Below are 24,152 nucleotides of genomic sequence, written 5' to 3' on the forward strand. Positions count from 1 at the left end.
GTCAGTCGCCCCGTCCGCGGGCGAGCAGCTCGCGCAGCACGTGCTTCTGGATCTTGCCGGCGGCGGTGCGGGGAAAGTCGGTGACGATGGTGATGTCGCGCGGCACCTTGTAGCCGGCAAGCCTTTCGCGGGCATGGAGCCGCAGCATCTCCGGATCGGCGTCCGCACCCGGCCGGAGCACGACGAGGGCATGTCCGGCCTCGCCCCAGCGCCGATCGGGGACGCCGAGCACCGCCACCTCCAGCACGGCCGGATGCGCGTGCAGCGCGGCCTCGACCTCGGCTGGATAGACGTTCTCGCCGCCGGAGATGAACATGTCCTTGATCCGGTCGACGACGAAATAGCAGCCGTCCGCGTCCATGCGGCCGATATCGCCGGACCGTAGCCAGCCGCCCGGGGCGAAGGCCCGCGCCGTTGCTTCCGGGTTGTTCCAGTAGCCGGGGGTCACGCCGGGGCCGCGGAAGAGCAGTTCGCCGGCCTCGCCCGGCGCGACGTCGCGATCCTCGAGGTCGACGATGCGGACCTCGGCGAGGATCTGGGGCCGCCCCACCGAGCCGATCTTCGCCGCCGCCTCGCGGGGGTCCATGAGGAAGACGGTCGGGCCGGTCTCGGTCATGCCCATGCCGTTGCAGACGGTGGCCCCGCGCGCGAGGAAGGCGCGGAGCAGCGGCTCGGCGATCGGCGCGCCGCCGCAGCCCCAGTGGCGAACGGCAGTGAAATCCGCCTTGGCGAAGGACGGGAGCAGGCTGAGGGCCTGGAAGACGGCCGGTACGCCGAAGAACAGGCTGATGCGCTTTCCCGTCAGCAGGGTCATCACCGCGTCCGCATCGAATTTCGGAATGACGAGCGACCGGCCCCCGGCGATGAACAGCGGCAGGGCGTGGAGATTAATGCCAGCGGTGTGGAACAGTGGCAGGAAGTTCAGCGTCACGTCCGATGCACCAAGGCCGGTCGCCTGCTGGATGTTGACGGCGTTGGCGAGGGCCATGCCGGCCGTCTGGACGACGGCTTTGGGCCTGCCCGTCGTGCCGGACGTGTAGAGAAGATACCAGGGCCGCTCGGTCTCCCATGCCGCGGGACGGCCCTCCGGCACGGGCGCCGCGGCACAGCGCGCGTGGAACCGGTCGAAGGTCAGCACTGCGACACGGCCGGACAGGTTCTCCGCAAGCTCGGCATGGGCATCGTCGCAGATCAGAAGCTTCGGGCCGCAATCGTCGAGGATGGGCACCAGTTCGGCCGGCGTCAGGCGCCAGTTCAGCGGCACGAAGACGAGGCGGGCCCGCGCAGCGGCGAAGAGCAGGACGAAGAAGGCAGGGTCGTTGTGGCAGAGCACGGCGAGCCGGTCGCCTTCCACCAGTCCGAGATCAGCGAGGGCACCCACCGTGCGTCCGACGGCTTCGTCCATGGCGGCGAAGGTCAGGGTCTCGCCGCTGGCGACCGTCTCAAAGGCGACCGCGTCCGGCGAGAGTTCGGCGCGGCGACGACAGAGATCCGGAACGGTCTTCACGTGACGGTCTTCCTCGGCCTCGCGAGGGTCCGGTCAGCCGCGGCTGCCCGGCATCCCAGCCCGCGGCGCCATGCCATGGGCGACGAAATCATAGGCGGCCTCGGCGGCTGCATCGAGCGGCCCGTTCGGGTCATAAAGGGCGAAGCGGCGCCCGACCATGTCGGTCACCCCCATGAGCGCCCAGGCCCGCACCTCGGCATTGCCCGGCGCGATCTCGCCGCGCGCTTCCGCCGCGCGAAGCCCTTCGCTGTAGCCGGCGGCGAATTCCTCGTAATAGGCGCGGTGGACGGCCGGGTCGACAAACTGGGATTCCGCCACGACCCGGTAGAGGTTGGGGTGGTCGCGCACGAACTGCAGGAAGGCGCGGATGCCGAGACGTTCGGCCGCCATCCGGTCGGGGGCGTCCATGACGGCGCGGGTGAGGTGATGGCGCAGCCGCCGGCCCATCCGCAGCACGAGCTCGCGGAGCACCTCCTCCTTGGAGCGGAAGTAGAGGTAGAAGGTGCCCTGCGCCACAGCCGCCTCCGCCGTGATCGTGGCGATGGAGGCATCCGAGAAGCCGCGGGCGCCGATCTCGCGCTCGGCAGCGTCGAGGATCTTCTGCCGGGTGCGCTCGCCGCGCTGGGTCTTGGGCGCCGGCAGGGGTTCTGCCGCGTGCACGTTGCTCATGGGCGTTTCCGTCGTCGCTCCCGTCCGTCGCGGTCCGGAAGCCTCCCCGCTTGACGCGTTTGTGGGACGAAGCTAGCGTCACATGAAACATGACTCAAGTGTCAGTTTACAGAATGGATCAGGGAGGATCCCCATGCTGAGGACTAAGCTGGCGCTGGCTGCCGCCTCGCTCATGCTGGCCGCTGTGCCGCAGACCGCCGAGGCCCAGACCCGCGACGTCAAGATCTGCCTCATCGCCGGCAAGACCGGTCCGCTAGAGGCCTATGCCCGGCAGACCGAGGTCGGTTTCATGATGGGCCTCGAATATCTCACCCGCGGCACCAACACCGTGGCCGGCATGCGCATCCAGGTCATCGTCAAGGATGATCAGCTGCGTCCCGACCGCGGCAAGGCGCTGCTGGAGGAGTGCTACAACGACGACGGTGCGGCGCTGGCCGTCGGCACGACGGGCTCGCCGGTCGCCCTCGCCATGCTCCCCGTCGCCGAAGAGGCGAAGAAGATCCTCATCGTCGAGCCGGCGGTGGCGGATTCCATCACCGGCGCGCGCTGGAACCGCTACATCTTCCGCACGGGTCGCTCGTCCTATCAGGACGCGCTGGCGGCGGCGGCTTCGGTGCCGGAGAACGAGGATGTGTCCATCGGGATGCTCGGCCTCGACACCGCCTTCGGCCGCGACGGCGTCGCCGCCTACAAGGCCGCGCTCGCCGCCATCCGGCCGCGCGCCCGCATCGTCGCGGAGGAATATGCCGCCGGCAACACGGCGGACTTCGCGCCCTTCGCCGAGCGCCTCTTCGCCTCGCTGCGCGATCGTCCGGGCAAGCGCATCATCGGCTTCATCTGGGCCGGCGCCCATCCGATGGCGAAGTTCGTGGACATGCGGCCCGAGCGCTTCAACATTTCCCTCGCCCCCGGCGGCAACATCCTGCCCGCCATGAACGCCTGGAAGGCCTTCGCCGGCACCGAGGGCGGCATCTACTACTATTACGACTTCCCGCGGAACGCGCAGAACGACTGGCTCAAGGCGGAGTACCAGCGCCGCCACAACGCGCCGCCGGACTTCTTCGTCGCCGGTGGCTTCGCTGCCGCCGCGGCGGTGGTTGCGGGCCTCGAGCGCGCCGGCTCGGCCGACACCGAGAAGCTCATCGCCGCAATGGCCGGCATGACCTTCGAGACGCCGAAGGGTCCGATGACCTTCCGCCGCGAGGATCATCAGGCGCTGCAGGAGATGTATCACTTCCGCATCAAGCCGAATGCCCGCGACAACGACCTCCTGGAACTGGTGCGTACCATTCCGGCCTCCGAGATGCCGCTGCCGATCACCAACCGGCGCACCAACTGAGGGCCCTGTCCTGTCCATTCCCGGCCGGGTCTGTGCCCGGCCGGGTTCTGCGCATCGCCCGCTGAAGAGACGTCATGCCTCCCGTCCTCGAAACCCGCGGCCTGACCGTCCGCTTCGGCGGCCATGTGGCCGTCGACGCTGTGTCCTGTGCCTTCCATGCCGGCACGCTCACGGCCATTGTCGGGCCGAACGGGGCAGGCAAGACCACCTATTTCAACCTCATGTCCGGGCAGATTCCGGCGACGTCCGGCGACACGCTCCTTGAGGGCGAGGACATCTCGGGGCTTGGCGCTGCCGGCCGGGCGCAGCGCGGCATCGGCCGCGCCTTCCAGATCACCAACCTCTTCCCCAATCTGACGGTGGCCGAGAACGTCCGCCTCGCCGTGCAGGCGCGGGGCCGGGGTGCGGCCAGCCTTTTCTCGCTGTGGTCGCGCCACCGCGACTGGATCGAGAGGGCCGACCACTATCTCGCCCTCGTCAATCTCTCCGGTGTGCGCGACACGCTCGCCGCCGCCCTGCCGCATGGTGACAAGCGCAAGCTCGAGGTCGCCATCATGATGGCGCTGGAGCCGAAGGTCTTCATGTTCGACGAGCCGACCGCCGGCATGTCGGTGGATGAGGTGCCTGTCATCCTCGACCTCATCCGGACCCTCAAGGCGGACGGCAGCAAGACCATCCTCCTGGTCGAGCACAAGATGGACGTGGTGCGTTCGCTCGCCGACCGCATCGTCGTGCTGCACAACGGCAAGCTGGTGGCTGACGGCGACCCCGCCACCGTCATAGCCTCGCCGGTGGTGCAGGAGGCCTATCTCGGCCAGGCGCCGAAGCGGGAGGCCGCCCATGGCTGAGATGACCGGGACGCCGCTGCTCTCGCTGGCAGGGGTCCACACCCATATCGGCCAGTATCACATCCTCCAGGGGGTCGACCTCGATCTTCCCGCCGGTGGCATGACGGTGCTGCTCGGCCGCAACGGCGCGGGAAAGACCACGACACTGCGCACCATCATGGGCCTGTGGAAGCCCTCGCGCGGCACCGTGACCTTCGATGGCCGGCCGATCGGCGGCCAGCCGACCCCCGACATCGCCCAGGCCGGCATCGCCTATGTGCCGGAGACGATGGCGGTTTTCGCCGACCTGACGGTGGCCGAGAACATGGTGCTGGCGGCGCGATCAGGCCCTATGGATCCCGCGCGGCTCGAGTGGATCTTCGGCCTTTTCCCGGCGCTGAAGAAGTTCTGGCAGTTCCCGGCCGGTGTGCTGTCGGGCGGCCAGAAACAGATGCTTGCGATCGCCCGGGCCATCGCCGAGCCGCGGCGCCTCATCCTCATCGACGAGCCGACCAAGGGCATCGCGCCGGCCATCATCGAGGCGATGATCGGCGCCTTTGCCGAACTCAAGCGCGAGACGACGATCTTGCTGGTCGAGCAGAATTTCCGCTTCGCCGCGAGCCTCGGCGACCATGTGGCGGTGATGGACGACGGCCGCATCGTCCATCGCGGCGCCATGGCGGACCTTGCCGGCGACGAGGCGTTGCAGCAGCGGCTGCTTGGCCTGTCGCTCGACGCGCATCAGTGAGGCACACGCCATGACCGCTGTCCCCGCCTCCTCCTCCGACACGCTGCCGACGTTGAAACACGACTGGCTGCCGATCCTGCTGCCGATCGTGCTCTCCGCCATCGCGCTGCCCTTCATCGGCAATGTCACCACCTGGGTGACGCTGACCGTCGCGGCGCTCGCCATGGGCATGATGATCTTCGTCATCGCCTCTGGCCTCACCCTCGTCTTCGGCCTGATGGACGTGCTGAACTTCGGCCACGGCGCCTTCATCGCCGTCGGCGCCTATATGGCGCTGTCGGTGCTCGGCCTGCTGTCGGGCTGGGTGCAGGTGGATTCGCTTGGCTGGAACCTGCTCGCCCTCGGCCTCGCCGTCTCGGTGGCCATGGTTGGCACGGGCCTGCTCGGCTGGGCCTTCGAGCGGATCATCGTCAAGCCGGTCTATGGCCAGCACCTCAAGCAGATCCTCATCACCATGGGCGGGCTCATCGTCGCCGAGCAGCTCATCCACGTGATCTGGGGCGGTGACCAGAAGGCCATGGCGCTGCCGACCGCGTTGCGCGGCGCCATCGTCATCGGTGATTTCGCCATCGAGCGCTTCCGCATCCTCGCGGTGGTGGTCGGCCTCGTCGTCTTCGCCACGATGCTGCTCGTCCTGAACCGCACACGAATCGGCCTGCTCATCCGCGCCGGCGTGGAGAATGCCGAGATGGTCGAGGCGCTGGGCTATCGCATCCGCCGGCTCTTCGTCGGCGTGTTCGTTGCCGGCTCCGCCCTTGCCGGCCTCGGCGGCGTACTCTGGGCCCTCTATCGCGAGACGCTGACCGCCGCTATCGGCGGCGACATCATGGTGCTGGTCTTCATCGTCATCATCATCGGTGGGCTTGGCTCGGTCGGCGGCTGCTTCATCGGCGCCATCTTGGTGGCGATGATGGCGAACTACACCGCCTTCCTGCTGCCGAAGGTGGCTCTCGCCTCCAACATCTTGCTCATGGTGGCCATCCTCATGTGGCGGCCGCAGGGCCTCTATCCCGTGGCGAAGAGGTGACGGCCGTGCTGACCTCCATCCTCTCCGGCGATTTCCCCCGGAGCCGCGTGCTCACCGCCATCCTGCTGGCGATCCTCGTCGGCCTCGCTCTGGCGCCCTTCCTCTTTCCCGGCGCCGCGGCCATCAACACGGCGGCCAAGATCTGCATCTTCATCGTGCTGGTGGCGAGCTACGACCTGCTGCTCGGCTATACCGGCATCGTCTCCTTCGCCCACACGATGTTCTTCGGCATCGGCGGCTATGGCGTCGGCCTCGCGCTCTACACGTTCGGTGCGAGCTGGGGCGTCATCGGCGTCGGGATCCTGGCCGCGCTCCTTGTCGGCGTGACGCTCGCCTTCCTGATCGGCCTCCTGTCGCTGCGCGTGCGCGCGATCTTCTTCGCCATGATCACGCTGGCGGTGGCCTCCGCCTTCCTGATCCTCGCCACCCAGTTCTCCGAATTCACCGGCGGTGAGGATGGCCGGTCCTTCTCGGTGCCGCAGGTGCTGCGGCCGGGCTACCGGCTGCTGGAGCAGCCGCTGTTCGGCACGGTGGTGAACGGCCGCATCCTCGCCTACTACCTCGTCTTCGTTGCGGCAGTCGTCCTCTTCCTGGTGGCACTGCGCGTGGTGAACTCGCCATTCGGCCGGGTGCTCCAGGCGATCCGCGAGAACGACATGCGGGCCGAGGCGCTGGGCTATCGCGTCGTGTACTACCGAACCGTCGCCAACTGCCTCGCTGCCGGCATGGCGGTGCTGGCCGGCGCCATGAGTGCCATCTGGCTCCGCTACACCGGTCCGGACACGACGCTGTCCTTCGCCATCATGCTCGACATCCTGCTGATGGTGGTGATCGGTGGCATGGGCACCCTCTATGGCGCCGTGATCGGCGCGACCCTGTTCATTGTCGCGCAGAACTACCTGCAGAAGCTGATGGGTCTTGCCTCAGCGGCGACCGAGGGCCTGCCGCTCATCCCGAAGCTGGTCCATCCGGACCGCTGGCTGCTGCTGCTCGGCATCCTCTTCGTGCTGAGCGTCTATTTCTTCCCCACCGGTATCGTCGGGCGGTTGCGCGGCAAATCCGGCTGAGGCTGCGGGACCCGGCGCCGATCCGGTGGTTTCCGAGCCATCGCGAAGCTCAGGAGCGCCGATGAACCGGGACCGTGTCGAGAGCCACTGGAAGCAGCTCAAGGGCAAGCTTCAGGAACGCTACGGCTATGCCCGCGACCAGGCCGCCTCGGAGGTAGACAGCTGGTCCCACAGCAGCAACTGGCTGCCATGAGCCCATTTCGCCACGACTAGTGCGCCCGGACCGCCCTCTTGCGCCTCCCGGGCAGGAGGCCCGTCCCTGCTGCAGGGGCGGGCCTATTCGCATTTGAGATGTTTGACTCACGGTTTGTTAGGCGTCCCCGCTGCACTGCAAAATACCTCTTTACTCACACATATGAAGTGATAACGTTCCAAAATCGTCAGTCATAAGTCGTTAACCCATGAGCTCCCGCGCCCGCTTCACCGCCGACGAGACCCGCGAACGGATCCTCACCGTCGCCGAGGAGCATTTTCGTCGCGTGGGCTATGCGAAGACGGCCATCGCCGAACTTGCCAACGAGCTCGGGATGAGTTCGGCCAACGTCTACCGCTTCTTCCCGTCGAAATCGGCGATCTGCCAGGAAATCGCCCGGCGCTTGCTCGACCAGAGCCATGCGCTTCTGCGGGACATCGCCGCCGACCGTTCGCTCTCCGCCGAAGGGCGCCTCGCGCGGATGACGATGACGCTTCATCGTTTCAACAAGTCGCAGTTCATCGACGAGAGGCGCCTCTACGACATGGTCGAGGCCGCCATGACCGAGAGCTGGCCGGTTATCCAGGAGCACCTGAACACGCTGGTTGCCATGTTCGCGGACGTTATCCGTGAGGGAATGGCCGCCGGCGAGTTCATCGTGCGTGATCCCCTGGAAGCGGCCATCTGCTTCAAGCAGTCCCACGTCAGTGTCTTCCATCCCACCCTGATCGCCCATTGTGCCTTCGACCAGGATCTCGACGAGCAGACAGCCCGTCTCACCCGTTTCGCCATCCGTGCCCTGAAAGCCTGAGGACCGCCATCATGTCCCGCACCACCGGCTTCCGCTTCGTCCCTCTCGCCAGCGTCGCGCTGGCGGCCCTCGCCCTGGCCGCCTGCACCGACGGCAATGCCCGCACCGACGCCAAGGCGCAGGAAGTCCAGGCCCGCGCCGTCCGCGTCGAGACGGTGGCCTTCAAGCCGCAGTCGCGGGAGCGAAGCTTCGTGGGCACGGTGCGGCCGCGCATCGAGAGCGACCTGGGCTTCCGCGTCGCCGGCAAGATCGCCGAGCGCTATGTGAACCAGGGCCAGACCGTCACCAAGGGCCAGCCCCTGGCCCGCCTCGACAGCATCGACCTGCAGCTCCAGCGCCAACAGGCCGAGGCCGAACTCGCCGCGGCGCAGATCAACCTCGACGCCTCGCTCGCCCAGGACAAGCGCACCCAAGACCTGCGCGCCGCCGGCTGGGCCACCCAGGCGACGCTCGACACCCAGCTTGCCAGGACCGCGGATGCCCGCGGCCGCCTGGACAAGGCGAAGCGTGCCCTGGACCTCGCCAACAACCAGTTCGCCTATGCCACGCTCGCCGCCGACAGCGATGGCGTCGTCACCGCGACCCTCGCCGAGCCCGGCCAGGTCGTGGCGGCCGGCACGCCGGTCGCCCGCCTCGCCCGCTCGGGCGAGCGCGAGGCGGTCGTCGCCATCCCCGAGACGATGATCGAGGCGGTGCGTACCGGCGTCGCCTCCGTCAGCCTGTGGAGCAATGCCGGCAAGGTCTACCAGGCCAAACTGCGCGAGTTTGCTGCGTCCGCCGACACGGCGACGCGCACCTTCCAGGCCCGTTTCACTATTCAGGACGCCGATGACGGCGTGGTCATTGGTATGACCGCGACCGTCACGGTTGGCGAGCCCGCGTCCGCCCGCGTGGCTCGCCTCCCCATCTCCGCGCTCTATGCCGAAGGGCGCGGTCCCTCGGTCTTCGTCGTCGATGCGGCGACCGGAGGCCTGACGCTGAAGGCCGTGACTGTTGCCGGCTATGACGGTCGCGACGTGCTGATCTCCACCGGCGTCGCCGAGGGCGACAAGGTCGTCGCCCTCGGCGTCCACAAGCTCGACGTGCAGCAGCGCGTGCGCATCGTCGACGGCCGCTGAGCCGCCACGGGCCCGCTCCCCATTTTCGAAACCGTACCGTATTTTCCCGCGGAGCGACCCGCCATGTCCGCTGCCCACGACAGCCACGACGCCAACCTCACCAAGGGCAACTGGTCCTACTGGGCGGTGACGCACCGGGCCCTGTTGCTCTTCGCCATCCTCGTCGTCATGGCTGCCGGCACGATCTCCTACATGCGCCTCGGGCAGGCCGAGGACCCATCCTTCACCATCAAGGTGGTGACGATCACGGCGGCCTGGCCGGGCGCCACCGCCCGCGAGATGCAGGACCAGGTGGCCGAGCGCATCGAGAAGAAATTGCAGGAGCTGCCCTATTTCGAGCGGGCGCAGACCTACACAAAGCCCGGCTTCACCGCGATCCAGATGGTGTTCCGTGACACCACCCCGCCGCGCGACGTGCCGCAGCTCTTCTACCAGGTCCGCAAGAAGCTCGACGACCTGAAGTCGGACCTGCCGAGCGGCCTTATCGGCCCGAATGTCAACGACGAGTTCGGCGACGTCGATTCGGTGCTCTACACCCTGACCGGCGAGGGCGCGACCTATGCCGAACTCAAGCGCATCGCCGAGCGGCTGAAGAGCCACCTCCTGCGGGTTCCCAATGTCACCAAGGTGAACCTCTACGGCACCCAGGACGAACGCATCTTCGTCGAGTTCAGCCATGCCAAGCTCGCCACGCTGGGGGTGCCGGTCTCGACGATCTTCGATAGCCTGCAGAAGCAGAACGCCGTCACACCCGCGGGCACGATTGATACCGGAGCGGCCCGCGTGCCGCTGCGCGTCACCGGTGCGCTCGACGGCGTCGAGGCCGTCGCCGCCATTCCGGTCGACGTGAACGGGCGCATCTTCCGCCTCGGCGACATCGCCACCATCAGCCGCGGCTTCGTTGACCCGCCGACCTATCTCATCCGCCAGGAAGGCCAGCAGGCGGTCCTCGTCGGCGTCGTGATGCAGAAGGGCGCCAATATCACCACGCTCGGCGACGATCTTGAGCGCCTTATACAGCCGTTCCGCGCCGAGCTGCCGCTCGGCATCGAGATGGGCCAGATCGCTGACCAGCCGCACGTCGTCCGCGACGCGGTGTCGGAGTTCAGGACGTCCTTCGTCGAGGCGCTGGCCATCGTGCTCTTCGTCTCCTTCGTGTCGCTCGGGCTGCGCACCGGCATCATTGTCGCGCTGTCGGTGCCGCTCGTGCTCGCCGTCGTCTTCACGCTGATGTACCTGTTCGGCATCGATCTCCACCGCATCTCGCTTGGCGCGCTGATCATCGCCCTCGGCCTCTTGGTGGATGACGCCATCATCGCGGTGGAGATGATGGTGGTGAAGATGGAACAGGGCTGGGACCGCGTCTCGGCGGCCGCTTATGCCTGGACCTCCACCGCCTTCCCCATGCTGACCGGCACCCTGGTCACCGCCATCGGTTTCCTGCCCGTCGGCCTCGCCAGTTCCTCAACCGGTGAATATGCCGGCTCGATCTTCTGGGTTGTCGGCATGGCCCTCGTCGTATCGTGGTTCGTGGCGGTTCTGTTCACGCCCTATCTCGGCTCCGTTCTGCTGCCCGACTTCCACGCCCTGGCCGAGCGCAAGTACCAGCGCGCGGTGAAGCGGGCGCAGAAGCGCGGCAAGCCCTTGCCGCCGAAGCCCGACCATTCCGATCCACATGCCATGTACAACACGCCGACCTACGAGGCTCTGCGCCGCATCGTGCGTTGGTCGGTGAACCACAAGATCATCGTCGTGGTCGCAACGATCGGCATTTTCGCCAGCTCGGTTGTCGCCTTCACCCGCGTCCAGCAGCAGTTCTTCCCCGTGTCGGGCCGCCTCGAGCTCTTCCTTGAGATGCGCCTGCCGCAGGGCTCGTCGATCACTGCTTCCCTCGACACCACCAAGCGTGCCGAGGTGCTGCTCAAGGGCGACACCGACATCCGCACCTATACGAGCTATGTCGGCCAGGGCAGCCCGCGCTTCTGGCTCGGCCTCAACCCGCAGCTGCCCGACGAGTCCTTCTCGCAGATCGTCATCCAGACCAAGGACCTCGCCGCCCGCGAGCGCGTCAAGACACGGCTCGAGAAGGCGATCGCCGAGGGCGCGCTGTCGGAAGCCCGCGTCCGTGTCGACCGGTTCAACTTCGGCCCGCCGGTCGGCTTCCCCGTCCAGTTCCGCGTCGTCGGCACCGAGCCGCAGATGTTGCGCGAGATGGCGGTGAAGGTGCGCGAGATCATGCGCGCCAACCCCAGCACGCGCGATGCCCATCTCGACTGGAACGAGCAGTCGCCCTCCGTCCGCCTGGTGGTGGATCAGGACCGCGCCCGCTCGCTCGGCCTCAACGTCCAGGACGTCGCCCAGACGCTGCAGACCCTGCTTTCCGGCGTCACGGTGACGACAATCCGCGACCGCACCGAGAAGGTCGACATCCTCGCCCGTGCCGTCCCCAACGAGCGAGTCGATCTCGGTCGCATTGGTGACCTGACCATCATCGCCCGCGGCGGCGTGCCCGTGCCGCTGGCGCAGGTCGCCCGGATCGAGTTCCAGCAAGAGGACCCGATCCTCTGGCGGCGGAACCGCGAGCTCGCCATCACCGTGCGGTCCGACGTGGTGGACGGTGTCCAGCCTGCGGTGGTTTCGGGCCAGGTGGGCGAGGCGCTCAAGGGGCTCACGGCGTCACTGCCGCCTGGCATGCGCATCGAGGTCGGCGGCGCGGTCGAAGAATCGGAGAAGGCCAACGCGTCGCTGGCGGTCCTCTTCCCGGTGATGGCGCTGGGTATGCTCACCGTGCTGATGATCCAGCTCCAGTCCTTCTCGCGGCTTTTGCTGGTCTTATCAACGGCGCCGCTTGGCCTGATCGGCGCCTCCTTCGCGCTGAATCTGTTGAGCGCGCCCTTCGGCTTCGTCGCCCTGCTCGGCCTGATCGCTCTCGCCGGCATGATCATGCGCAACACCGTCATCCTTGTGCAGCAGATCGACGAGAACCGTGAGGCCGGCCTGTCGCTCTACGACTCGATCGTCGAGGCGACGGTGCATCGCGCGCGGCCTGTCGTGCTGACGGCCTTGGCGGCGATCCTCGCCATGGTGCCGCTCGCCCGGTCGTTGTTCTGGGGCCCCATGGCCATCACCATCGGCGGCGGTCTCTTCGCCGCGACGCTGCTCACCATCCTGTTCCTGCCCGCGCTCTATGCCCTGTGGTTCCGGGTTCGCAAGCCAAAGCCGGACGCGATGGAGAAGCCCGCGGCCGAACCGACCCCGGCCGGTCTCTCCCTCGCCGCAGAATGACCTCCGAAAGCCCGGCCCCTGCGCCGGGCTTTTTCGTTCAGCCCTGGTGCTCGTAGGCTGCGCGCACAGCCGCGATATCGGCGAGGGTCGGCAGGCTCGCCTCGTTGCCGAGATGCTGGATCGCATGGGCGGAGGCTGCACGTGCGAAGCGGAAATGGTCGCCCCAGGAGCCTTCCGGGCGCGCGAGATAGGCGTAGCAGTAGGCGCCGTGGAAAATGTCGCCGGCCCCGTTCGTGTCGATCACCCGGTCGGCCGGCACAGGCAGGGCAGGCAGCGCGTGCGTGATGCCGGCTTCGTCGATCCAGATCAGGCCACGCTCGCCGAGAGTGACTGCACCGACCTTACAGCCGCGCGCATGGAGATAGGTCAGCATCTCCGCCGGCGTCAGCTCCATTTGCTCGCACAGGCGCTCGGCCACCACCGCGACGTCGATATAGCCAAGCAGCTCGTCCGTGTTGGACCTGAGGCCACCGCCGTCGAGGGAGGTGAGGATGCCACGCTCGCGGCAGGCCTTCGCATAGGCGAGCGCCGCGTCAGGCTGATGGCCGTCAAGATGCAGGAGGCGGCAGCCGTCCAACGTCAGCGTCGGAAAAGGGTGGAGATAGCCATCGTCGCGGGCGCGCAGGATGGCGCGCTTGCCGTCGTTGGGAATGACGAAGGAGAGCGAGGAGCGCTTCACCGGCCGGGGATGGACGAAGACGCCGTAGCGGGCCGCCATGTCGGTGAACATGCGGCCCAGCCAGTCCGGCGCCAGCGAGGTCAGGAGGTCCGGCTGGATGCCGAGTTTCGCGCAGGCGAAAGCGGCGGTGACGGCGTTGCCGCCGAAGGAGACGGCATGGTCGCTGGCGACCGCCTTCTCGTCCCCCGTGGGAATGGCGTCAGCCACCAGCGTGACGTCAATATAGGTCTGTCCGATGAAGAGTGCGTCCATGCCGCCGAAGGTCCCGCCGCTATCGGCCCAAAGTGTGGCCGATCATCAACGGCGGCGCCCCGGGGCAGGGTTCCCCTGGCAGGCAGTCAGAGGAAATCCTCACGCCGGGGCGTAAAGGTGTCGACGAGTTCGCCCGCCTCCAGGGCCACCACGCCATGGACGAGGTTGGTCGGCACAATGAAGCTGTCACCGGCATCGAGCACCGCCTTGCGGCCGTCGATGGTGACCTCGAAGCGCCCGCGCGCGACCAGCGTGCACTGGATATGCGGATGCTGGTGCGGCGCGCCGACGGCGCCCTTCTCGAAGACGACGCGGACCATCATGACGCTTGCGTCATGGGTGAGGATTTTGCGCTTCACGCCGCCGCCGAGGTCGGTCCAGGCGACCTCGCCGTCATGCAGAAAGATGTCGGTGCCGGCGCTCATCGCAGCGCCTCCATCGGCACCATGTCCATGTCGGTGAAGTCCTGGTTGTCGCCGCCCATGGCCCAGACGAAGGAATAGGCGGCGGTGCCGCAGCCCGAATGGATCGACCAGGGCGGCGAGATGATGGCCTGGTCGTTGGCGACGACCAAGTGGCGGGTCTCCTGCGGCTCGCCCATCAGGTGGAAGACGCGGGTGTCCGGCTTCATGTCGAAATAGAGATAGGCCTCGCAACGCCGGTCGTGGACATGGCTCGGCATGGTGTTCCAGGTGTTGCCGGGCTTCAGGGTGGTGAGGCCCATCACCAGCTGGCAGGACTGCACGCGTCCGGGAATGATGTACTGGCGCAGCGTGCGGGTGTTGGCCTGCTCCTGGGTGCCGAGTTCCAGCGCATTGGCCTCGGCCTCCCGCACCAGGACGGTGCGATGGCGGGCGTGGGCGGGCGTCGAGAACAGATAGAATTTTGCCGGCTCATCGGCGCTTTGCGACTCGAACCGGACGTCGGTGGTGCCCATGGCGACATAGAGCATGTCGCGATGGTGGACGTTATGGGCCTCGCCGTCGCAGACGACGCGGCCGGGGCCGCCGACATTGCAGATGCCGAGTTCGCGGCGGGCGAGGAAGGTTGCCTGGCCGATGGGCTTGGAGGTCTCCAGCTTGAGCGGCCCGTTCACCGGCATGGCGCCGCCGACGATGATGCGATCGACGTGGCTGTAGGTCAGCTCGATCGAGTCGGCCTTGAACAGGGTCTCGACGAGGAAATGGGCGCGCAGTTCGGTGGTGTCATAGGCGCGGGCGGCACCCGGATGGGATGCCTGGCGGACGGTGATGGACATATCGGACCTCGGTGGATCAGCGGAAGACGGCGGGGAGCCAGAGCGAGAAGGCCGGGACATAGGTGACGAGCAACAGCACCACGATCGAGGCGCCGTAGAAGGGCCAGATCGTGCGCATGCTCTCGCCGATCGAGACCTTGCCGATGGCGCAGGCGACGAACTGGACCGAACCCACGGGCGGGGTGTTGAGGCCAATGCCGGCGTTGAGGATGAGGATGACGCCGAAATGGATCGGGTCGACGCCGAAGGCCTTCACCACCGGCAGCAGGATCGGCGTGAGGATGATGATCATCGGCGCCATGTCCATGAAGGTGCCGAGGAAGATCAGGATGACGTTGATCAGCAGCAGCATCATCGTGGGATCGCTGGTGATGCTCTTCATGAAGGCTACCGTCTGGGCTGGGACCTGCAGGAATGCCATGAGCCAGCCGAAGGCGCCGGCCGTGCCGATGACGAGCAGGACCATGGCCGTGGTGCGCACAGCGCCGAGCGTTGCCTCGACGAAGTCGGTCCAGGACAGCTGGCGATAGACGAGCACGGTGATGAACAACGCGTAGACCACGGCAACGCAGGAGCTCTCGGTGGCGGTGAAGATGCCCGAGCGCACGCCGCCGAAGATAATGCCGATGAGCAGCAGGCCGGGCGTGGCGATGACGAGGGTGCGCCCCACCATGGACCAGCCGGGGAAGGTGCCGGCGGGGTAGCCGCGCCGCACGGCGACGATATAGGCCGCTACCATCAGCGATCCGGCCAGCATCAGGCCGGGGATGATACCCGCCGTGAAGAGGTCGGCGATGGAGAGGTTCCCGCCCGCCGCCAGCGAGTAGATGATCATGTTGTGCGAGGGCGGGATGAGCAGCGCGATGATGGCGGCATTGGCCGTCACGTTCACCGCGTAGTCGGCGTCGTAGCCGCGCTTCTTCATCTCCGGGATCATCAGGCCGCCGACCGCCGAGGCGTCGGCTACGGCCGAGCCGGAGATGCCGCCGAACAGCGTGCAGGTGACGATGTTGACCTGGCCAAGGCCGCCGCGCAGGTGTCCGACGAGGGAGGCGGCGAAGGCGATGAGGCGCTCGGCGATGCCGCCGCGGATCATCAGGTCGCCGGAATAGATGAAGAACGGGATCGCCATCATGGCGAAGGCGTTCATGCCGGAATTCATCTGCTGGAAGATCACCACCGGCGGCACGTCCATGTAGAGGACGGTGGCGAGCGAGGCGACGCCGAGGCAGAAGGCGATCGGCATGCCGATGAGCAGCAGCAGGGCGAAGCTGCCGAAGAGAATGGCGAGTTCCATCGGTGCGTTCCGGCCTTACTCGATCATGGGGGCGGCGGTATCGACCGCCTCGTCGGTGCCGGCCAGGACCATCAGCAGGCGTTCGACGGAGAAAAGGGTGATGAGCGCGCCGCCGATGGCGACGGGCACGTAGTCCCAGCCCTGGCTGATGCCAATCATCGGGGTCGTTGCGCTCCAGGTGCCAATGGCGAGCTGGCTGCCGTAGCCGGTCATGGCCAGGCCGAAGCCGACGAGCAGGACCTCAGTGATGAGCTTCAGCACGAAGCGCAGCGGCGGCGGCGAGGCGGCAAGCCCGATCTCGAAGCCGATATGGCCCCGCTCGCGCACGCCGGCCGCCGATCCCAGCAGGATGAACCAGCTCATCAGCAGCAGCACCGCCGGCTCGGTCCAGGTCGGGGTGTCATTGAGGATGTAGCGACCGAAGATGCTCCAGAAGACGAGCACGGTCATCACGACGACCCCGAAACCCGCGATCAGCAGCGAGATGCGGCTGAGCAGCGCGGCCACGGGACTGAGACGAGCGAGGATGGCTTGCATGGGAAATGGCCGCGAGGGATTGCGCGAAGGGGGCCTGCCACCTATGGCGGCAGGCCCGGCATGTGGACGAGCGTCAGGTCACGGCCTGGATGCGCGCGACCAGCTCCTTCATCCTGGCGTCGGTGACGAAGCGGTCGTAGACCGGCTTCATTGCGTCGATGAAGGGCTGCTTCTCGACGGTGTTGATCTGCGCGCCGCCGGCGCGGACCTTGGCCTCGGAGGCCTTCTCGCGCTCGTCCCAGAGCTCGCGCATCTTGGCGACCGATTCCTTGGCCGCGGCGCGAACAAGGGTCTGGTCCGCAGCGCTGAGGCGGTCGAAGGACCGCTTCGACATGACGAGGACCTCGGGGCTGAGCGAGTGCTCGGTGGCCGAGAAGAATTTCGCCACCTCGAAATGGCGGGTCGATTCATAGCTCGGCCAGTTGTTCTCGGCGCCGTCGATGACGCCGGTCTGCAAGCTGGTGAAGACCTCGCCGAAGGGCATGGGCGTGGCATTGGCGCCAAGCGCCGACACCAGCGCGACAAACATGTCGGACTGCTGCACGCGGATCTTCATGCCGCGCATGTCGGCCGGCGTATTGATCGGACGCTTGGAGTTGTAGAACGAGCGCGAGCCCGAATCGTAGAAGGCGAGGCCGACCAGACCATGGGCCGAGAAGTCGTTCAGGATGGAATCGCCGATGGCGCCGTCCATCACCTTCCGCATGTGCGCGACCGAGCGGAAAATGAAGGGCAGCGAGGGAATGTTCGTCGACGCGATCAGGTTGTTGAACGGCGCCATGTTGATGCGGTTCATGTCGATGACGCCGAACCGCGTCTGGTCGATCGTGTCCCTCTCCTGGCCGAGCTGGGCGGAGTGGAAGACGTTGATCTTGATGCGACCGCTGGTGCGCTGCTCAAGCAGCTGGCCCATGAATTTCACAGCCTCGATGGTCGGATAGCCATCGGGGTGAATGTCGGTGGAACGCAGGGTCACAGTGGTCTGGGCCGAGGCCTGGCCGATGATGGCGGGGCCGGCCACGAGGGCGCCGGCGGTGGACACGAAGGTGCGACGTGTCAGCATGGGGGATCCTCCCGGTTACGAACGGGTCCCTTCTGGCGGGGACATATGAGCGGATCGGTTGCCCCCACATTTGTGGGCTTCCCGATCTGCGCGCAGACTAGTATACACTTGTATGGAAGTTCAAGCGGGAAAGAGCGGTGACACTATGACCGTGGCCATCCTCCACCAGCCGCCGCCGCGCATCATCGAGAGCGCTGCCGCTCGGGTCGAGCGCGAGCTGCGCGCCGGGATCATCGACCTGACGATCCGTCCGGGCGAGCGGCTGTCGGAATCGGAGATCGCCGACCGGTTCCAGGTGTCGCGCCAGCCGGTGCGCGAGGCTTTCATCGCGCTGATGCGACAGGGCCTCGTCGACGTGCAGCCGCAGCGCGGCACCGTGGTGGTGAAACTGTCGGTGCGGCGGATGCTTGACGCCCGCTTCATCCGCGAAGCGCTGGAGGTGGCCATCGTCAGGCGTGCCTGCGAGCGCTTCGACAGTCACTACCGGGACCGTGCCTCGGCGCTCATCTCAGCGCAGGATGAGGCGGCAAAGGCGGGCGACCACGTGACCTTCCAGCGCCTCGACAGCCTGTTCCACATTGCGCTGGCCGAGGGCGCCGATTGCCTCGAGGCCTGGAACGCGGTGGAGATGCAGAAGGCCCACATGGATCGCGTCTGCGCGCTGACGCTGCACTCATCGGGATCGATGGGCCCGCTCGTCGTCCAGCACCAGGCGATCCTCGACGCTGTCGAGGATGGCGATGCGGAGCGCGCGGTGGCGGCGATGAGCCATCACCTCAGCGAGATCCTGCGGGCCGTGGCCGGGCTCGAGCTGAAATTCACCGAGCTGTTCGAATAGGTCAGCGGGTCCGTCCATCGCGGGCGGGCGTCGCGGTGGCGCCTGGAGCACCCGAGGGGATCGACGAGCCCCAGGAGGTACGACCACGCATGGCTGGAGCGGCGCGGCGGCCGAAGATGCGGTGCAGGATGGCGGTGCCGCCGAAGATGACAGCGATGCCGAAGAGCCAGCCAAGCGCGATGGCCCCGATGCCGAGGCTGTGGGCCGCAGCGGCGATCCAGGCGAAGCTGAAGGGCTCGGGCGTGAAGCCCGGCACCGTGCCGTAGGACACCATGCCGGTGCCGATCGTGTCGAAGACCAGATAGGACATCAGCGCCACGAACGACCAGACGGCGGCGCCGGCACAGGCTCCCCACCAGACGAAGCGCATCGGACCCATCCTCCCATCACCGCACCATCGCGGTTTACCTGGAGGATGTGGGGACGGCCCCCCGCCGTTCAAGTGCGGCGGAATGCGCCGTCAGCGGAACAGGCGGTCGAGGATGCCGTTTCCTGGCTCGGGCCTGAGCACGGCGCTGCGGTCGTCAGCCTCGGCCGGCGGGCGCTGCGGCCGGCGGCCACCGGCAGGCTCGACGCGCGACATGGTCATGGGCTGGTCGAGGGTCTCGCCGGGGAGGATGCGGCCCGGCGCGTCGTAGGAGCGCCAGTTGCCCGGCAGGTCGACGATGGACTGGCCCTTGTGCGCCTCCGCCATAGTCCGGTTCCACACATCCACCGGCAGGCCGCCGCCGGTGAGGCGCCGCGTCGGCGTGCCGTCGTCATTGCCGAGCCAGACACCGGCGATGAAGCGGCCAGTGTAGCCGACGAACCAGGCGTCGCGGAATTCCTGGCTGGTGCCGGTCTTGCCGGCGACGATCCAGCCCGGCAGGCGAACCGTCCGCGCCGTGCCCGAGACGGTGGTCTGGTTCATCATGGCGTTCATCATCGCCACTTGCCGTGGCTCCACGACCTGGCCGAGGGTCATGGGGCGGCGCTCGAAGAGCACGCGGCCACTGCTCGTCCGGATCTTGGTGATGACGTGCGGCACGACGCCAACGCCGCCATTGGCGAAGGGCGCATAGGCGCCGACAAGTTCCAGCACGTTCACTTCCGACGTGCCGAGGGCGATGGAGGGGTTGGCGGCGAGCGCCGAGCCGATGCCGAGGCGCTGGGCCGTGCGCACGACCGTGCGGGGCCCGACCTCCTGGCCGAGGCGCACGGCGACGGTGTTCAGCGAGGAGGCGAGCGCGGTTGTGAGGTTCACCTCGCCGCGATAGTCGCGGGTATAGTTCTCGGGGCGCCAGCCCGCGATGGAGACGGGCGAGTCGGAGCGGGCACTGTCTGGCGTCAGGCCGTTTTCGAGGGCTGCGAGATAGACGAAGGGCTTGAAGGCGGAGCCGGGCTGGCGCCGCGCCGCGACGGCGCGGTTGAACTGACTCTGGGCATAGTCGCGGCCGCCGACGAGGGCACGCACCGCACCGTCGCGGTCGAGCACAACGACGGCGCCCTGCGCGACGTTGAAGCGCTGGCCGCCGCGGGTGAGGGCGTCAACGAGAGCTGCCTCGGCCGCCTGCTGGACAGGCCCCAAAACCGTCGTCTCGACCATCAGGTCGGTCTCGACCTTGCCGACATAGTCGTCGATCAGATCCATGACCCAGTCGGCGACATAGTTGATCGAGCCGCCGGGGATGGTGCGGCTGGCCTGGGCCGGATTGGAGCGGGCAAGGCGTGCCTGATCCTCGGTGATGTAACCCTGGTCCGCCATGGCTGCGAGCACCAGCTGGGCGCGCGCCTGGGCCGCTTCCGGGTTGCGTGTCGGAGCAAGCCGCGACGGCGCCTTGACGAGGCCGGCGATGACAGCTGCCTCTTGCACGGTGAGGGCAGTGGCGGGCTTGTCGTAGTAGCGGCGGGCAGCGGCCTCGATGCCATAGGCGCCGGCGCCGAAATAGACGCGGTTGAGGTAGAGCTCGAGGATCTGGTCCTTGGAGTAGTTGTGCTCCAGCCAGAGGGCGAGCAGCGCCTCCTGCACCTTGCGGCCCGGCGTACGGTCGGGATTGAGGAACAGGTTCTTGGCGAGCTGCTGGGAGAGCGTCGAGCCGCCCTGGCTGACGCCGCGGTTCGTCAGGTTGGTGACCATGGCGCGGCCGAAGCCGATCACGTCGATGCCGAAATGCGAGTAGAAGCGCCGGTCCTCGATGGCGATGAGCGCCTGGGATACGTGTTTCGGCAGGCTCTTCAGCTGGATGGCCGCGCCGCCCATATCGCCGCGGTTGGCGAGTTCGGTGCCGTCGGCGGCAAGGATGGCAATGTTCGGCGGCCGGGGCGGGACCTCCAACGTATGGGTCGGCGGCAGGTGCGCGGCATACCAGGCGACGATGCCGGCAACGCCGATGAGGCCCCAGATGCAGAGGGTCATGCCCCAGATGACGAGCGTGCCGAAGAGCCCGCGGCGTCGGGCGCGGCGGGGCTTGTCGTCCCGGTCGCGGCGGCTGCCGCCGGAGCGGTGGCGAGCGGAGCGCGGGGCCTCGTCTTCCTCGTCCTCGTCGCGGCGGCGGGAGCGCGCGGGTTTGGCCGGTTTCGGGGCGGTGGCGGCTTCGGCATAGCGCTGCCAAGGGCGATCGTCCGGCGAGGCGCGCAGGTCCATGCCGCCGCGCGCCGTGCCGAAGCTCGGTTCGATCCGGTCACCCTGTCGGCCGCGCCGCGCCATGCCCCGTTGTCACCCCCATCGCGTCCTGATGACGCTCTTCACCGGTAAAGCGGGCGCGATGAAGGGGGGGTTAAGGCAATTTTGCGGAGCGCCTTCATCGTCCGGCAGGGTTAACGCGGAAGCCGTCAGCGACCGCCGTCATCCTCCAGCACGGAGGTGAGCACCTTGCGGATCGCCGCCTGGCGCTGGGCCGACTGGATCTTCGCGCCCATGAGGTCGGTGACGTAGAACACGTCCACCGCCCGCTCGCCGAAGGTCGCCACATAGGCGGAGGCGATGTTGAGGCTGTGGCGGGAGAGCGCCGAGGTGAGGTCGTGGAGAAGGCCCGGCCGGTCGAGGCCGGAGACCTCGATCACCGTGTAGCGGGTCGACCAGGTGTTGTTGATGGCGACATCCGGGTTGATGCGGAAGGTCCTGGAGCGATTGCGCGCCGGCGATTTCTTGGCCACCGCCGCCACGGCCTCGCCGACCTTGAGCTCACCGCGCAGCGCCTTCTCGATGGCCTCGGCGATGCGCCGGGCGCGGCGTTCCTCGTCCTCGTCGCGGTCGAAGCCGCGGGTGATGGAGATGGTATCGAGGGCCAGCCCGTCGGTGGTCGTGTAGATCTGCGCGCCAACGATATTGGCGCCGGTGGCCGCGCAGGCGCCGGCGATGATCGACAGAAGGCGCGGGTGGTCGGGCGCGAGCACGGTCAGGTGCGTCACGCCCTGGCCCGCCAGCAGGTCGACGCGGCTCGCCAGCGACTTGCCCTCGGCCTCGGCGGCCATGAGGAAGCGGGCATGCTCGATCTTGGTGGAAAGGTCCACCTTGAGCCAGTAGGCGGCATAGTGGCGGCCGATATAGGTCTCCAGCGCATCGCCAGAGAGAGCCGGCAGCCGCTCCGGGACTGCCTTGCGGAACTCCATCTGGGCGAGTTCGACGCGGCGGGAGCGGTTCACCTCGGAGAAGCCGCCGGTCACGACCGGCTCGGTCTCATAGTAGAGTGTCTTGAGAAGCTGGCTCTTCCAGCCGTTCCAGACGCCCGGCCCCACCGCCATGATGTCGGCGGTGGTGAGGATGAGCAGAAGCTTCATCCGCTCCAGCGACTGCACCACATTGGCGAAGGTTTCGATGGTCTTGCGCTCGGCGAGGTCGCGCGACTGGGCGATCGTCGACATGACGAGGTGCTGCTCGACGAGCCAGGCCACCGTCTCGGTCTCCAGCGCGGTGAGGCCGAAGCGCGGGCAGAGCTTGCGGGCGATCTTGGCGCCGGCGGTCGAATGGTCCTCCGGCTTGCCCTTGGCGATGTCGTGGAGGAACAGCGCGACATAGAGCAGGTCGCGGTTGCGCGGCTGGATCGACTTGACGATGTCGGCGGCAAGTCCGTCCTCCGGCTTGCCGTCACGCTCGATGCGGTGGAGCACGCCGATGCAGCGCAGCAGATGCTCGTCCACCGTGTAGTGGTGGTACATGTTGAACTGCATCATCGCCACGACCCGGCCGAAATCCGGCACGAAGCGGCCGAGCAGGCCCGCCTCGTTCATGCGGCGCAGCACCACTTCCGGCGTGTTGGCGGAGGTGAGGATGGACAGGAAGAGTTGGTTCGCCGCGGGGTCGTGGCGCAGCTTGTCGTCGACGAGCTTCAGCGATTTGGTGAGCAGGCGGATCGCATCGGGATGGAAGGCGAGATTGTAGCGGTCCGCCAGCCAGAACATGCGGATGAGATTGACCGGATCGCGCGCAAAGGCGCCCTCGTCGGCGACGGTGATCCGGTCGTGGTCGATCTGGAAATCGGCGCTTTCCTTGAAGCCGCGGCGCGATTTCGGCCGGAGCCTCGCGATGAAGCGGTCGAGCACCGGCGCGGGCTTCTCGTGGCGCTCCTCCAGCTCGGCGCAGAGGATGGCGGTGAGGTCGCCGACATCCTTCGCGATGAGGAAGTAGTGCTTCATGAGGCGCTCGACGTCGACGAGGCCGTTGTGGTCGCGATAGCCGAGGCGGGGGGCGAGCTCACGCTGGAGGTCGAAGGAGAGGCGCTCTTCCGACCGGCCGGTGAGGAAGTGCAGGTGGCAGCGGACCGTCCACAGGAAGGTCTCGCAGCGCCGAAACATCTGCGCCTCGCGGCGGGTGAAGACACCCTTGCGGGCCAGTTCCTCGTCGGTCTTCACCCGGTAGGCATAGCGGGCGATCCAGAAGAGGGTGTGGAGGTCGCGCAGGCCGCCCTTGCCGTCCTTGACGTTGGGTTCGACGAGATATCGGGACTGGCCGGTCTTGCGATGCCGCTCGTCGCGCTCGGCGAGCTTGGCGGCGACGAAGTCCGGCACGGTGTCCTTGACCACTTCGGCATCGAAGCGGCGCTCCAGCTCGCCGAAGAGCCTCTCGTCACCGAGGATGTAGCGTGCCTCGAGCAGGGCAGTGCGGATGGTGAAGTCGGCGCGGGCCTGGCGGATGCATTCGTCCACCGAGCGGGTGGCGTGGCCGACCTTCAGGCCCATGTCCCAGAGGCAGTAGAGCATGGCCTCGGCGACGCTCTCGCCCCAGGCGGTCTGCTTGTAGGGCAGCAGGAACAGGAGGTCGATGTCGGAGCCGGGGGCCAGCATGCCGCGGCCATAGCCGCCGGTGGCGACGATGGTCATGCGTTCGCCGGAGGAGGGGTTCTCCGAGGGGTAGAGCTGGGCGGTAATCCAGCCATAGAGCGTGCGGATGATGTTGTCCTGGAACAGCGACAGCGCCTCGGCACAGGTGCGGCCGTCGATGCTGGCGAGGAGCCGCTCCTCGGCGACCTTGCGCGCTTCGATGAGGCGCTTCTTGAGCAGCTGGACGACCTCCGCCCGGGCCTCGCGGGTGCGCCCGGCCTCGACCCTCACGCCAGCGACGTCGGCGGCGAGCAGGGCCGGATCAAGCAGCGGGCCGCGCGGCGCTGCGCTGCGCGACGGGCGGAGGGTGATGGGCGAATCCATGGGCGTCTTCACGTC

General features: G+C 67.5%; 21 protein-coding genes. 10 read left to right on the top strand and 11 right to left on the bottom strand.

Annotation, left to right across the window (positions count from 1 at the left end; all coding sequences use genetic code 11):
• Position 1: 1 nt before the first annotated feature.
• Entirely contained in the window at positions 2-1,507 is a 1,506-nt protein-coding gene (locus tag O9344_RS13800; protein WP_298478233.1) for a long-chain fatty acid--CoA ligase, read from the bottom strand.
• Positions 1,508-1,540: 33 nt separating this feature from the next.
• A complete protein-coding gene (locus O9344_RS13805; RefSeq protein ID WP_298478236.1) occupies positions 1,541-2,176 on the bottom strand; it encodes a TetR/AcrR family transcriptional regulator in 636 nt (211 codons plus the stop codon).
• A gap of 136 nt (positions 2,177-2,312) precedes the next feature.
• Here O9344_RS13805 and O9344_RS13810 point away from each other — a divergent pair, with 136 nt between their 5' ends.
• The 9 genes from O9344_RS13810 (at position 2,313) to O9344_RS13850 (ending at position 12,591) form a co-directional block, all read left to right on the top strand.
• The gene (locus tag O9344_RS13810; RefSeq protein WP_298478562.1) at positions 2,313-3,515 is read left to right on the top strand and encodes a substrate-binding domain-containing protein; all 1,203 of its coding nucleotides are present in this window, start codon (positions 2,313-2,315) and stop codon (positions 3,513-3,515) included.
• A 74-nt stretch (positions 3,516-3,589) separates the two neighbouring features.
• The gene (locus tag O9344_RS13815) at positions 3,590-4,363 is read left to right on the top strand and encodes an ABC transporter ATP-binding protein (RefSeq protein ID WP_298478238.1); all 774 of its coding nucleotides are present in this window, start codon (positions 3,590-3,592) and stop codon (positions 4,361-4,363) included.
• Entirely contained in the window at positions 4,356-5,090 is a 735-nt protein-coding gene (locus tag O9344_RS13820; RefSeq protein ID WP_298478240.1) for an ABC transporter ATP-binding protein, read from the top strand. Before O9344_RS13815 ends, O9344_RS13820 begins: the two co-directional genes overlap by 8 nt.
• Before the next feature lie 10 nt (positions 5,091-5,100).
• Positions 5,101-6,117, top strand: a complete 1,017-nt coding sequence (locus O9344_RS13825; protein WP_298478243.1) for a branched-chain amino acid ABC transporter permease — start codon at positions 5,101-5,103, stop codon at positions 6,115-6,117.
• Between the two features lie 5 nt (positions 6,118-6,122).
• Positions 6,123-7,184 carry a branched-chain amino acid ABC transporter permease gene (locus O9344_RS13830; RefSeq protein WP_298478246.1) on the top strand — a complete coding sequence of 354 codons (1,062 nt, stop codon included), beginning with the start codon at positions 6,123-6,125 and terminating at the stop codon, positions 7,182-7,184.
• A gap of 61 nt (positions 7,185-7,245) precedes the next feature.
• A complete protein-coding gene (locus O9344_RS13835; RefSeq protein WP_298478249.1) occupies positions 7,246-7,377 on the top strand; it encodes a hypothetical protein in 132 nt (43 codons plus the stop codon).
• 208 nt (positions 7,378-7,585) lie between these two features.
• A complete protein-coding gene (locus O9344_RS13840; RefSeq protein ID WP_298478252.1) occupies positions 7,586-8,188 on the top strand; it encodes a TetR/AcrR family transcriptional regulator in 603 nt (200 codons plus the stop codon).
• Between the two features lie 11 nt (positions 8,189-8,199).
• Complete coding sequence (locus O9344_RS13845; protein WP_298478255.1) at positions 8,200-9,306, top strand: efflux RND transporter periplasmic adaptor subunit; 1,107 nt, start codon at positions 8,200-8,202, stop codon at positions 9,304-9,306.
• Positions 9,307-9,369: 63 nt separating this feature from the next.
• Positions 9,370-12,591, top strand: coding sequence for an efflux RND transporter permease subunit (locus O9344_RS13850; RefSeq protein WP_298478258.1), 3,222 nt, complete (start codon positions 9,370-9,372; stop codon positions 12,589-12,591).
• 37 nt (positions 12,592-12,628) lie between these two features.
• Here the strand turns inward: O9344_RS13850 and O9344_RS13855 are convergent, their stop codons facing one another.
• The 6 genes from O9344_RS13855 to O9344_RS13880 all read right to left on the bottom strand — a co-directional run bounded on the left by O9344_RS13855 (position 12,629) and on the right by O9344_RS13880 (position 17,677).
• Complete coding sequence (locus O9344_RS13855) at positions 12,629-13,522, bottom strand: sugar kinase (RefSeq protein WP_298478261.1); 894 nt, start codon at positions 13,520-13,522, stop codon at positions 12,629-12,631.
• A gap of 86 nt (positions 13,523-13,608) precedes the next feature.
• The gene (locus O9344_RS13860; protein ID WP_298478264.1) at positions 13,609-13,947 is read right to left on the bottom strand and encodes a cupin domain-containing protein; all 339 of its coding nucleotides are present in this window, start codon (positions 13,945-13,947) and stop codon (positions 13,609-13,611) included.
• Entirely contained in the window at positions 13,944-14,780 is an 837-nt protein-coding gene (kduI, locus tag O9344_RS13865) for a 5-dehydro-4-deoxy-D-glucuronate isomerase (RefSeq protein WP_298478267.1), read from the bottom strand. Before kduI ends, O9344_RS13860 begins: the two co-directional genes overlap by 4 nt.
• 16 nt (positions 14,781-14,796) lie before the next feature.
• Entirely contained in the window at positions 14,797-16,077 is a 1,281-nt protein-coding gene (locus O9344_RS13870; RefSeq protein ID WP_298478270.1) for a TRAP transporter large permease, read from the bottom strand.
• Positions 16,078-16,092: 15 nt separating this feature from the next.
• On the bottom strand, positions 16,093-16,614 hold the full coding sequence (locus O9344_RS13875; protein ID WP_298478272.1) for a TRAP transporter small permease: 522 nt from the start codon (positions 16,612-16,614) through the stop codon (positions 16,093-16,095).
• A gap of 73 nt (positions 16,615-16,687) precedes the next feature.
• Complete coding sequence (locus O9344_RS13880; protein WP_298478274.1) at positions 16,688-17,677, bottom strand: TRAP transporter substrate-binding protein; 990 nt, start codon at positions 17,675-17,677, stop codon at positions 16,688-16,690.
• 145 nt (positions 17,678-17,822) lie between these two features.
• Between O9344_RS13880 and O9344_RS13885 the strand changes: the two genes are divergently transcribed.
• Positions 17,823-18,515 carry a GntR family transcriptional regulator gene (locus O9344_RS13885; RefSeq protein ID WP_298478276.1) on the top strand — a complete coding sequence of 231 codons (693 nt, stop codon included), beginning with the start codon at positions 17,823-17,825 and terminating at the stop codon, positions 18,513-18,515.
• Between the two features lies 1 nt (position 18,516).
• On the opposite strand, the gene O9344_RS13890 is transcribed toward O9344_RS13885, so the two are convergent.
• The 3 genes from O9344_RS13890 to O9344_RS13900 form a co-directional block, all read right to left on the bottom strand.
• The gene (locus O9344_RS13890) at positions 18,517-18,885 is read right to left on the bottom strand and encodes a hypothetical protein (RefSeq protein ID WP_298478285.1); all 369 of its coding nucleotides are present in this window, start codon (positions 18,883-18,885) and stop codon (positions 18,517-18,519) included.
• 90 nt (positions 18,886-18,975) lie between these two features.
• Positions 18,976-21,201, bottom strand: coding sequence for a PBP1A family penicillin-binding protein (locus O9344_RS13895; protein ID WP_298478288.1), 2,226 nt, complete (start codon positions 21,199-21,201; stop codon positions 18,976-18,978).
• Between the two features lie 125 nt (positions 21,202-21,326).
• Positions 21,327-24,137 (bottom strand): [protein-PII] uridylyltransferase, encoded by a 2,811-nt coding sequence (locus tag O9344_RS13900; protein WP_298478291.1) that lies wholly within the window; start codon positions 24,135-24,137, stop codon positions 21,327-21,329.
• Positions 24,138-24,152 lie beyond the last annotated feature (15 nt).

The organism is Phreatobacter sp., assembly GCF_027532945.1.
Lineage (GTDB): Bacteria > Pseudomonadota > Alphaproteobacteria > Rhizobiales > Phreatobacteraceae > Phreatobacter.

Bases quoted from the DNA above. Each gene is read 5' to 3' on its own strand.
- O9344_RS13825 (WP_298478243.1), top strand. From the start codon at position 5,101: ATGACCGCTGTCCCCGCCTCCTCCTCCGACACGCTGCCGACGTTGAAA.
- O9344_RS13850 (WP_298478258.1), top strand. From the start codon at position 9,370: ATGTCCGCTGCCCACGACAGCCACGACGCCAACCTCACCAAGGGCAAC.
- O9344_RS13875 (WP_298478272.1), bottom strand. From the start codon at position 16,614: ATGCAAGCCATCCTCGCTCGTCTCAGTCCCGTGGCCGCGCTGCTCAGC.
- O9344_RS13900 (WP_298478291.1), bottom strand. From the start codon at position 24,137: ATGGATTCGCCCATCACCCTCCGCCCGTCGCGCAGCGCAGCGCCGCGC.
- O9344_RS13805 (WP_298478236.1), bottom strand. From the start codon at position 2,176: ATGAGCAACGTGCACGCGGCAGAACCCCTGCCGGCGCCCAAGACCCAG.
- O9344_RS13895 (WP_298478288.1), bottom strand. From the start codon at position 21,201: ATGGCGCGGCGCGGCCGACAGGGTGACCGGATCGAACCGAGCTTCGGC.
- O9344_RS13845 (WP_298478255.1), top strand. From the start codon at position 8,200: ATGTCCCGCACCACCGGCTTCCGCTTCGTCCCTCTCGCCAGCGTCGCG.
- O9344_RS13820 (WP_298478240.1), top strand. From the start codon at position 4,356: ATGGCTGAGATGACCGGGACGCCGCTGCTCTCGCTGGCAGGGGTCCAC.
- O9344_RS13890 (WP_298478285.1), bottom strand. From the start codon at position 18,885: ATGCGCTTCGTCTGGTGGGGAGCCTGTGCCGGCGCCGCCGTCTGGTCG.
- O9344_RS13860 (WP_298478264.1), bottom strand. From the start codon at position 13,947: ATGAGCGCCGGCACCGACATCTTTCTGCATGACGGCGAGGTCGCCTGG.
- O9344_RS13835 (WP_298478249.1), top strand. From the start codon at position 7,246: ATGAACCGGGACCGTGTCGAGAGCCACTGGAAGCAGCTCAAGGGCAAG.
- O9344_RS13880 (WP_298478274.1), bottom strand. From the start codon at position 17,677: ATGCTGACACGTCGCACCTTCGTGTCCACCGCCGGCGCCCTCGTGGCC.
- kduI (WP_298478267.1), bottom strand. From the start codon at position 14,780: ATGTCCATCACCGTCCGCCAGGCATCCCATCCGGGTGCCGCCCGCGCC.
- O9344_RS13870 (WP_298478270.1), bottom strand. From the start codon at position 16,077: ATGGAACTCGCCATTCTCTTCGGCAGCTTCGCCCTGCTGCTGCTCATC.
- O9344_RS13815 (WP_298478238.1), top strand. From the start codon at position 3,590: ATGCCTCCCGTCCTCGAAACCCGCGGCCTGACCGTCCGCTTCGGCGGC.
- O9344_RS13840 (WP_298478252.1), top strand. From the start codon at position 7,586: ATGAGCTCCCGCGCCCGCTTCACCGCCGACGAGACCCGCGAACGGATC.
- O9344_RS13855 (WP_298478261.1), bottom strand. From the start codon at position 13,522: ATGGACGCACTCTTCATCGGACAGACCTATATTGACGTCACGCTGGTG.
- O9344_RS13885 (WP_298478276.1), top strand. From the start codon at position 17,823: ATGACCGTGGCCATCCTCCACCAGCCGCCGCCGCGCATCATCGAGAGC.